Source organism: Flavobacterium sp. CYK-55 (assembly GCF_018413465.1).
GTDB lineage: Bacteria > Bacteroidota > Bacteroidia > Flavobacteriales > Flavobacteriaceae > Flavobacterium.
Genome location: NZ_JAHCDK010000019.1, coordinates 1 through 11,018, shown reverse-complemented (window position 1 = coordinate 11,018; position 11,018 = coordinate 1). Strand labels below are relative to the sequence as shown.

Sequence of the window (11,018 nt, the reverse complement as noted above, 5' to 3'; positions counted from 1 at the left end):
ACAGCAGGTTTGCACAATAACTGCATCAGTGTTCAAGAAAGATATATTTTCCATATGTTTGTTTCATCTAACGGATTATACTCTGTTCCAAATTACCGTGACTGAGCAAACCCGCAACCGTTATGTGAAAGCTTATGAAACCAAATACAAAAAATTTCATTATTCTTGAAACAACTAATATAATTTCACTATTTTTGAAACAAATTGTTTATTTTCATTTATAATGAAACATTATATATTAATGGCAGATATAATTGCCAGTAGAGAAAAAAATCAAAATCAGTTAATGATTGATTTTAAAGAATTGGCTCATGAAATCAATGATTTATATGCTGATGAAATACTATCACCATTGACTATAACACTTGGTGATGAATTTCAATGTGTCCTGAAAGATTTATCAACTGCGGTAAATATAATTTTGAATATTGAGGAAATAATTATACACCGAAAACTAGATTTCAAATTGAGATATATTCTTAACCAAGGCGAAATAGAAACTCCTTTAAATAAAAAAATAGCATACGAGATGCTTGGTTCGGGGCTAACTGAAGCAAGATATATATTAAATGAATCGAAAAGTGATAAGTCAAGATTCAAAATTATTTTAGAAAATGAAATACAAAATTCTATTCTATTAGACGCTTTTAAAATATTTCAAAACATAACTGAAAAATGGAACATCAATAAAGATTACGAAGTTGTTTCAAATTTTTTAAAATTTAGAGATTATAAAATTGTATCCGAAACAATGAATAAAACAAGATCTCAATTATGGAAAAGAGAAAAAACACTTAATATTGAATCTTATTTTTCAATTAAAAACATAATTAAACTAATTGCTATAAATCAATGAATGATATCTGTTATTTTGTAATTATATTTCTATGTGCAGAATGCTTATTGGGCATTTTTTATTATCTAATAACGCCTAAATCAATTAGGCAAGGTGTAATAATTGATTACAAATCTCTGTTGAAGGGAATTATAGAACGTATATTTTTAATGGTATCATTAATAAATGAATATCCACACGCATTGACTCTATTTGGAACACTTAAATTAGCAACTAGATTGAAGAGAGATAATGAAGAAGATAAAACTAAAGAATCGACATATAATGACTTTTATTTGTTCGGAAACTTTGTCTCAATTATAGTGGCAATTTTTTATGTATTCTTATATAAAAGCTTAGTAAAATAAAAGCCTTCACATAACCGCGCATGAAGCGCCATTGCTGGATTTTGTTAGCTTTATGCTTGGTTTTCACGTAAAAAATCTATCTTAGCGGAGCATACGCTGCTCGCTGTTCCGCAACGTTCGCCTATGCGCAACACGTTGTGCGCAATTGCTCAGCAAAAACGTTGATAAATATTGGCCGCTTTTTTTGCTTTGCGGTGGAAAAGATTGTTTGATTTTCCAGCTCAAGCTTTTGGCTATGAGATAGCTGAAAATTGCATTTTCATAGCTAGCGCTAGACAAAAGCTTGGCGAAGTTAAAAGAAATAAAATTGAGTATCAAGTCTACTGGTGAACTTAAAAGACATTAAACGTTTGTTGTCGGATAAACTAAATTTCTTTTAACGCAGCAAAGCAAAAAAAACAACCAATGAGATTTGAAATTACTGTGATTTATCAGACATAAAACAAATAATTTGAAATCATTTATCTAACGTTTTTACTGGCAACTACGTTGAGAAGAATGACCTATCTCATTGTTAAACAATACGGTAACTAGATTTTTTTATTAGGGATTTGTAGTGTCAACTCCGCACAACAGCAGGTTTGCACAATAACTGCATCAGTGTTCAAGAAAGATATATTTTCCATATGTTTGTTTCATCTAACGGATTATACTCTGTTCCAAATTACCGTGACTGAGCAAACCCGCAACCGTTATGCCTTATTGCAAAAAACTTTGCGTTTACAAAAAAAATGGAAGAAATAATACTGAAAGACTTATTATTATACTATCTTGGACTTGACGATGAGTCCATAGAAATTCATTTAAAAGAAATTTACACCGCAACGAAAGAACGGGTAAAAACTATTAATGATTTACAAGTTATAATTTATTCCAACGATCATAATCCACCACATTTTCATGTAAAAACGAAAAACTTAAATATTGATGCTAAATTCAGAATTGAAGATTGTGAATTAATAAGCGGTGAAATAAGCTCAAAAGATTTAAAAAAAATTAAAGCTTTTTATTTAAGTCCGAAAGGTAAAAAAGTACTTGAAATGATTTGGAGTAAGAAAAATTTAAACTGAAATAAAAAAGCAACAAAGCATAACACTTGCTAAGCGCCATTGCTTGATTTTGTTGGCTTTTCGCTTGTTTTTCACGAGAAAATTTTATCTTAGCGGAGCGTACTCGGTTCGCTATTCCGCAACGCGCGCCTAGCAAGAGAACGTTGTGCGACAGTTTTAACTATACGAAGTAAAAATGGATTTTAAAAGATACTTAGATTCTATAAATAAATATTTATCCTTAATTCTTTTTGTTCCATTACTAGTTGGAGGACTTTCTCAATTCATTAACTTATATTTAATCTCACCCAATTTTGTTCGCTTTTTTTCTCCAACACAAGCAATTTCCGATGGAATACTTTGCTTAATTCACATGTGTTTGAGCATAGTGTTTTTAATGTTATATTCTGTAATTGGTTTAAGTGATAAAATTGAAAGAGCAAAAATGTCAACTGACACCGACAAAGAAAAATATAGAACTGAAGTAGAAGCTAAACAAAATTTAAAAAGTAGATTTATATATTTAATCCTACTAATCTTAGTGTGTTATGCTTTATACTTTTTCATTACTGTAGTTATCCCTCATAATAATAATGGTTTGAACGACGACGCAATAAAATTAATTTTTTTAGGATTAATGATTATGATTCTTTTTTTTGGAATTCTTATATCTTTTATTGGATTACTTAGTAATTACAAGTACTTTTTCAGAAGGCGAGAAAATGACAAAATAATTATTTCATTACTAATTATTTCAAACTTAGCAGCTTTTATTTTAGTTTCTGTTTATACAAACAATCAAAATAAATCAATCAACTTTAAATTTTTAAAAGAAAAATATGAATGCCCAAACAATAAAAAAATTGAAATAAAATATTATAATGATAAATATATTTTTCTTGAAAGAAAATGTTTTAAAGATTCAACTGAGATTATTATAGATAAGTTTGAATCAATTTTTGATATCTCACTAGTAAAATAAACCGATCGCACAACACTTGCTAAGCGCCATTACTTGATTTTGTTGGCTTTGCGCTTGTTTTTCACGAGAAAATTTTATCTTAGCGGAGCGTACTCGGCTCGCTGTTCCGCAACGCGCGCCTAGCAAGAGAACGTTACCTGCAAGCGTTCCGAGAGACACGAACATCTAAAAAATAACGAAATTTTCACTACTTTCGCCCAAAAAAACTTAAGTAAAACAATGCTCCAGACGATTCAAATCATTGCTATAATACAAGGGATTTTTGTTGTTTTTGTCTTATTTACAAATCGGAAAGATTACAAAAAAACTACTTTTTGGTTGCTCTTTGGAAGTTTAGTCTCTGTTTTACTTTACATATTGGGTGATGACAAAAGCAATCTGTTTATTGAAAATACAGATTGGTTTCTTTTTGATAACACCTTATTTGTAACCTTTCTATTTTTGTTTTTCAAGTATTACAAAAGTGAAAGAGAAAAATTTATAAAATCCAATTATCTATTTTTCCTTCCCAACATTTTATATTTAATTCTTGAAGTACTCGAAATAAAATTACCCAAAGAAAACTTTAATATTGAAATTCTAGAAGTGATTTTGGAACTAACTTTTGTGATTTATCTCGTCTCAATTTTACATTCTGTCTTTACGAATAAAAGAAGAATTTGGACTACTTATTTTGTTATTCCAATTGTTATTTTACTAGTGTTTTCTTGTATAAATGATACTCTTAAAATAATTGGATTGAAAGAATTATCTTTTTTCAGTAATCAGAACTTTAACTCCTATCTTTTATTAATTGTCGCCTTTCTATTCTACTTTATTTCTTTTAAATTATTGACTAATAACAAATATATTTTGCCTAAAAACGAAATAAGCAAATACAAAAATTCTAATCTGAACACAAAACTGATTGAGCAATATAAGGCGGATTTAATTAATTCAATGGAAATCGATAAATTATACTTAAATGGAAAATTATCCATTCAAGATGTTTCAAACGAACTCAATATTCCAAAACATTATATTTCGGAAGTTTTAAACGAACACATGAAAACAAATTTCCAAGATTTCATCAATGAATACAGAGTAGAAGAATTTATAAAACGCCTAAAAAATGACCAAAATAATCAATTTACACTTTTAGGAATCGCCACAGAGGTAGGTTTTAATTCTAAATCTTCTTTTAATGCTATATTCAAGAAATCCAAAGGCTTAACGCCAACTCAATTCAAAAAAAATCTCGCACAAAACAAGTAATTTGTGCAAAAAAATTATTCTGCACTTGTCTTTTTTTATTTACTCGTTGTTGCTCACTTTATTTGTAGCAAAATTTAAAAATTGATCAAAAATGTCTTTACAAAAAGCATCAAAAAAAGTACTATATTTTTTGATTTTACAACTTTCATTCTTCTCAATCTCAAACGCACAAACAAGCGTAACCGTTTCGGGACTTATAAAAGACAAAAACACCAAATTAGTTTTATCTTTTGTGAATGTAGTTTTGAAAACTGAAAAAGACAGCAGTTTTGTAAGCGGTACAGTTACCAATGAAGAAGGAAGATTTTCATTATCAAAAATAAAATCCGGAAACTACTACTTAGAAGTTTCATATATAGGCTACAAAACAACAAAACAATCGCTGTTTGTTGGTAATCTAACAGAATATCTTGACATTAAAAATATTGAGATAGAAGAAGAATCAACATCTTTGCGAGAAGTTGTTGTAACAGGGAAAACTTCCGAGATAAGTGAGAAAATGGATAAAAAAACATTTTCTTTGAAAGATAATATCAGTCAAAGTGGCGGCTCTGTATTACAAGCAATTCAAAATTTGCCAAGTGTTACAGTACAAGACGGAAAAGTACTGTTGCGAGGAAACGATAAAGTAACAGTGTTAATTGACGGTAAACAAACAGCTTTGACAGGTTTTGGAAACCAAACAGGGTTAGATAATATTCCTGCATCTGCGATAGAAAAAATTGAAATCATCAACAATCCTTCAGCCAAATATGATGCAAATGGAAACGCAGGAATTATCAATATTATTTACAAAAAAAACAAAAAGGATGGTTTTAATGGGAAGATTGGTTATACAACAGGTGTAGGTTCACTCTGGGTGCGAAAAGAAAATTTACCAACCATAAGACCACAATATACTTTTACGCCAAAATTCAACCCAAGCGTTTCACTCAATTATAGAAAAAACAAAGTCAATCTCTTTTTTCAAGGCGATTACTTATATACTGAAACGCTTAACAAAAATGAATTTGTAACAAGAAATTACGACAATGGCGATGTAATTAATTCACAATTAAAACGCAACAGAAACACACATTTTACGACATTGAAAAGTGGTTTTGATTATGCAATTAACGACCAAAACTCTTTGACTATTTCAGGACTTTTTGGAAGTGAAAAAATAATTGACAGAGGAGACCAACCATTTTTTAATGGAGACTTTTCACAACGAAATAGACTTTGGCAGTTTTTAGAAGATGAATTGAAAACAACTATTATGGCAACTGCCAATTATCAGCACAAATTTAAAGAAGCAGGACATTTGCTAAATATTGGTTTCAATTACACTTTTCACAGAGAAGACGAAAAATATTTTTACGACAATTATTTGCCAACTTCCACAGGAACCGATGCTTTTAAATTATTGTCAGACGAACAAGTTTATGATTTTAATTTTGACTACGTAAAACCACATAAATACGGACGAATTGAAGCAGGCATAAAACTTCGCAACAGAAATATCCCGACAAATATGCAATTTATTCCCGGTGTAAATTCAGTTTTAGACACCAATGCAGGCGGTTGGGCAAAGTACAAAGAATTAATTCCTGCCATTTATGGAAACTACATTTTTGAAAACAAAAAATGGGAAGCCGAACTAGGTTTAAGAATTGAGTATGTGAAAATTCAATATGATGTTAATCCTAATCATATAGTTTATAAAAGTGATGGTTATCATTACACACAACCATTTCCAAATTTACGTTTGGCATATAAAATTAACGACAATAACAAAGTTTCTATTTTCTACAACCGAAGAGTTGACCGACCTAACGAAGTTGATATTCGTATTTTTCCAAAATACGACGATGCAGAAATAATTAAAGTTGGGAATCCTGCATTGCGACCACAATTTACAAATTCGATAGAATTAGGCTATAAAAAAAGTTGGGAGAAAGGAAGTTTATACAATGCTATTTATCACAGATTTGCTGATGGAACGATTACAAGAATTTCTAGTACTGTTCCACCAAGTAATTTAATTTATGCAACATTTCAAAACGTAAATAAAAGTTACAACACAGGAATTGAAATGGTTTTAGCACATGAAATTTCTAAATTGTACGCATTCAATATTAATTTAAACTCATACAGAAATCAAATTGATGCATTTACTGTTGAAAACAAATATCCTACTAAACATAGATTTTCAGCAGATAAACAAGAAATATATTCTGGAAATATTAAATTGAACAATAAGTTTCATTTTCCAAAAAACATGGATGTTCAATTAACAGGTATTTATTTAGCGCCCGATATTATTCCACAAGGAAAAATTAAATCAAGGTTTTCATTAGACCTTGGACTAAAAAAAGCAATTCAAAAAGGGAAAGGCGAGCTCTTTTTTAACGCATCAGATTTGCTAAACACAATGATAATCAAAAAAGAAATCAATGGACAAGGCTTTAATTATACCAGTAATGACTATTACGAAACACAAGTAATAAGGCTTGGATATAGTTATAAATTTTAACGGAAAGGGCAATACGGAAAATACGCCAGCAGGTAACAGCGCATAAACGCCATTGCTTGATTTTGTTGACTTTATGTTTGGTTTTCACGTAATATTTTTATCTTAGCGGAGCGTACGCTGCTCGCTGTTCCGCAACGCGCGTCTATGCGCAGACCGTTATAAGCCATTTCAGAAAACCGCTACCATACTAATCATTAAGCAAATGAACTTAACATTATCAGATAAAAAGAAATTGGCCGCGCTATTAAACGCATTTGGAAACAAAAATATTAAAGATGGAAAAATAGAAAGTGATTACCAAGACAAACCCTATCAAAACTTAATTCAAGCCCTATATAATATTCCAGAAATTCAAAAAATATACGATGGGGATATTTTGACATATGGCATCGAGAAAGAAATACTTGACAGATTTAAAAATTTCCCACTTGTAATAAATGAAGATGAAGCAGAAACAATAGCTTCAAACCTACAAGAAATACTAATTAAAAACTTAGCTGAACATCTTATAATTGTTCCTATTCCTTCTGCCAAATTCTGTAATCAAATTAAAATCGATAATCTAATTTTGATTCCAGAAGACTATTCGAGAACAGATAAATTAAAAATTATTGCAAAGTTTGCAAAAAAGACCATTAAAGAAACAAATTGGATTGTTGACCACACAGAAAAATCAAGGTCTCCGGATTTTTTAAAATATCCTCTTTTATGTATTAAGCAAACCGAACATACAAGCACGATTCATTACAGTGCATTAAATATTGCAAAGATTGTAATCTATTCCATAAGATGTTTCTATTTCGGTAATATATATAATTCTAAAAAAGATCGAACCACTATTCTGTTGGATTTTTGGGGGCAGAAAAGACTGAAAGAAGCGAGCCACCTTGCCATCTATTCTAAAGAGAACTGGAGGCAAAACCACAAACCTTTAAATTTTGATGTGAGTTTACCTTACGACCTAAACTGGCTTGAGGACAAGGAGCTGAGTAATGAATTTAAATTATTTATCCAACGAATATATTTTAAAGGAAACTTGGATGACTTTAATCTCTCCTTTTTAAATTCATTGATCTTATACAACGAATCAATTAAACAAAATAATTCAATCTCAACAATAATAACAATGACAATTGGCGAAAGTATTTTGACAAGAAATAGAAACGAAAAAAGACTGAGAATAGCAGCAATAACTCCTCGCTTATTGAACTTTCCTAAAAATGAGCAAAAGAGTATTTCAAGAAATTTAGACGAATTATATCAAAAGCGAAATAATTTTGTACACAGTGGAGAAGCCGTCTCAATTAATTACGACTTTGAAACTACCGAACCCAACTTACTGGAAACTGTAAGACAAACAATGGCCAAGTTAATATTGGAATTCCCTGAATTCGAAAAAATAGTAGAAAATAGTATCCCTGCTAACGATACTACAAATAAACAAATCATTAGAATGAAATATTGGGAAAGATATGTTGACTCAATTTTTCAAGACATCATTTATTGAAGAAACGGCTTATAACCGCGGTCATAACTCATGGCTAGATTTTCTTAGCCGGAAGTATGTTTTTCACGTAGAAATTCTATCTTAGCGGAGCGTACTCGGCCCGCTTTTCCGCCACGAGATATGGCCGCAAACCGTTATAAGTCAGCGCATTTTACGAGCTGCAAAAAACAAACTTCCGCAATTGCCAATCTGACTTTTTAAATCGCGCTGTTGAATTTTGCTCAACTTTGTCGGTAATTTTTGAAGCAATTTTCCTAGCGGAAATTTCGCTGCTTTTTGGAAAATAATCTGGACAAACTTTGTGTGAAAACTTGACGAAAACCAAACGCAAACGAAATCTAAACGTTGCGTGAAAAACAAGACGAAAACAAAACGAAAACGAAATCTAAACTTTGTGTGCCAACAGCGCTTATTTTATTTCGGCTGCGCCGACAAGTTTTCTTTTTTTCAAGCTTTATGTTGAGGCAATTCTGGCTAAACAATTCTTTGTGTAAAAAACTTTGCGCAAACTTTGTCCATAGAAAGCGCCGAACTTATAACAGCGGTCATAACTTATGGCTGGATTTTGTTAGCTTTATGTTCAGCTTTCACGTTTTTTATTTAGCTTAGCGGAGCGTACGCGGCTCGCTTTTCCGCCACAAGATATGGCCGCAAAACGTTACCTGAAAGCCATAAAAAATTATCGCAAATGAAATACTATCAAGTTAGATTAGATGTTGAAGTCACTGGAGTACAAGATGGACTTTATCAAATAGAAATTGATAAATTGAAAATGCAGAACAATATTGATTCGCAAAAATTTCTTAGCTTTTTCAATTATAAAAATTCAAACATTTGGAATGAACAGGATAAGATTTATAAATTTGCTATTCCGTCAATAACAGCAAAATTATTGAAGAAAGCGACTATAACTGATGTTATGGGCTATACACCAAGTATATCTTTCCTTAACCTAGCATTCAGTAAAAAATTTATTGATATAATTAAAACTTTTAATATTGGTCAACATAATGTGTTCGAAATAATAATAGAAAAGATTCCTGTAAAATACTATCTAATGTTTATTGAAACTATTCGCTTGGATGAAATCAAATATGAAAAGTCAAAAGTTGTTACAGGATTTAGAATTCTCACACATCATAATATTAAAAGCATAGAAGAATATCGAGATTTTAATGAAAAAAATCCAGTACATCGATTTGAAAAAATTTCAATTTCTGAAAAGCATTTTGGTAAGGATATAATCAAAATTCAAGGAGCGGGCGAGCCTTTTTACTCAGAAAAATTAATTGATTTCTTACTAGATTGTAAAATTACAGGTATGAAAGTTGCCTATAATAATTCAACGGAATTAGATTTTTACTAGATTGGCCTTCAGGTAACCGCGGTCATAACTCATGGCTTGATTTTCTTAGCCGGAAGTTTGTTTTTCACGTAGAAATTCTATCTTAGCGGAGCGTACGCGGCTCGCTTTTACGCCACGAGATATGGCCGCAAACCGTTGTACGCAATTTCCAAAAAACATCTGAATGAAAGACAAAAATTATGCAAATAAATTCAAAGTTCTATTAGCTACTATTAAAGAACTTGATAAAGAGAATCCTGGATTAGAAAAAATTATGCATGAGAATATAAGCATAAGGTTTTCACTTAACGAAGAAACAGACAGAGGGTGTGCGTTATTAGCAGTTTCATTTTTAGAACAATCAATTGAAAAATGCCTATCAAACAAGCTTATTGGATCTAAAAATCATAAAAAGCTTTTATTTGACTTCAACGGTCCATTAGGAAATTTTTCAAATAAATTGAGCATTTCATATTCTGTAGGTTTAATAGACAAGGTTGAGTTTGAAGAACTTCAAAAAATAAGACAAATAAGAAATTTGTTCGCTCATTCTTATGAACCGATAACATTTGAAAGTAATGAAATTAGTAAGCGAGTAAATCTATTAAAACTTAAACCTAGAAAATCTGCTAAAACTAATAGAAGCATTTTTATCTCAACTGTATTTTATCTTTTAGGAATATTTCAAGGATTGGAATCCAAAGAAAAAGAGTTTGAATTGATAAAAAAGGTTTCAGAAACCGATATGGAAAAATTTAGAGATGTAATTGAGGAGCTGGAAAAATAGAAACTGCGTACAACAGCGGTCATGACTTATGGCTTTATTTTCTTAGCTTCTAGCCTATTTTTCACGAACAAAATTCTATCTTAGCGGAGCGTACGCGGCTCGCTTTTCCGCCACAAGACATGGCCGCAAAACGTTATCTGCAAGCGCATTTTCGAGCCGCAAAAAAACAACTTCCGTAATTGCAAATCTGAATTTCTAAATCGCGCTGTTGAAATTCTTGCTCAACTTTGTCGTGAATTTTTGAAGCTTTTTTCAAAACGGAGATTTCGCTGCTTTCTGTAATCATTTCGTAAAAACTTTACTTGAAAAACGAGACGAAAACGAAACGCAAACTTTGTGTGTCAACAGCGCTTAAATTAATTTGCTTCGCAACAAG

8 protein-coding genes are annotated in these 11,018 nt (G+C 30.9%); all 8 read left to right on the top strand.

From position 1 onward, the window contains the following. Positions 1-241: 241 nt before the first annotated feature. The 8 genes from KIH23_RS13500 (at position 242) to KIH23_RS13465 (ending at position 10,642) form a co-directional block, all read left to right on the top strand. Complete coding sequence (locus KIH23_RS13500) at positions 242-856, top strand: SatD family protein (protein ID WP_213214035.1); 615 nt, start codon at positions 242-244, stop codon at positions 854-856. Positions 857-1,934: 1,078 nt separating this feature from the next. After that, positions 1,935-2,273: a DUF4160 domain-containing protein gene (locus KIH23_RS13495; protein ID WP_213214034.1), complete on the top strand. Its 339-nt coding sequence runs from the start codon at positions 1,935-1,937 to the stop codon at positions 2,271-2,273. Positions 2,274-2,448: 175 nt separating this feature from the next. After that, positions 2,449-3,234, top strand: a complete 786-nt coding sequence (locus KIH23_RS13490) for a hypothetical protein (protein WP_213214033.1) — start codon at positions 2,449-2,451, stop codon at positions 3,232-3,234. Positions 3,235-3,453: 219 nt separating this feature from the next. Continuing rightward, on the top strand, positions 3,454-4,488 hold the full coding sequence (locus tag KIH23_RS13485; protein WP_213214032.1) for a helix-turn-helix domain-containing protein: 1,035 nt from the start codon (positions 3,454-3,456) through the stop codon (positions 4,486-4,488). 91 nt (positions 4,489-4,579) lie between these two features. After that, the gene (locus KIH23_RS13480; protein ID WP_213214031.1) at positions 4,580-7,003 is read left to right on the top strand and encodes a TonB-dependent receptor domain-containing protein; all 2,424 of its coding nucleotides are present in this window, start codon (positions 4,580-4,582) and stop codon (positions 7,001-7,003) included. Positions 7,004-7,205: 202 nt separating this feature from the next. Further along, entirely contained in the window at positions 7,206-8,510 is a 1,305-nt protein-coding gene (locus KIH23_RS13475; protein WP_213214030.1) for a HEPN domain-containing protein, read from the top strand. A gap of 688 nt (positions 8,511-9,198) precedes the next feature. Next, entirely contained in the window at positions 9,199-9,876 is a 678-nt protein-coding gene (locus KIH23_RS13470; protein WP_213214029.1) for a hypothetical protein, read from the top strand. A 163-nt stretch (positions 9,877-10,039) separates the two neighbouring features. Next, positions 10,040-10,642: an MltR family transcriptional regulator gene (locus tag KIH23_RS13465; RefSeq protein ID WP_213214028.1), complete on the top strand. Its 603-nt coding sequence runs from the start codon at positions 10,040-10,042 to the stop codon at positions 10,640-10,642. Positions 10,643-11,018 lie beyond the last annotated feature (376 nt).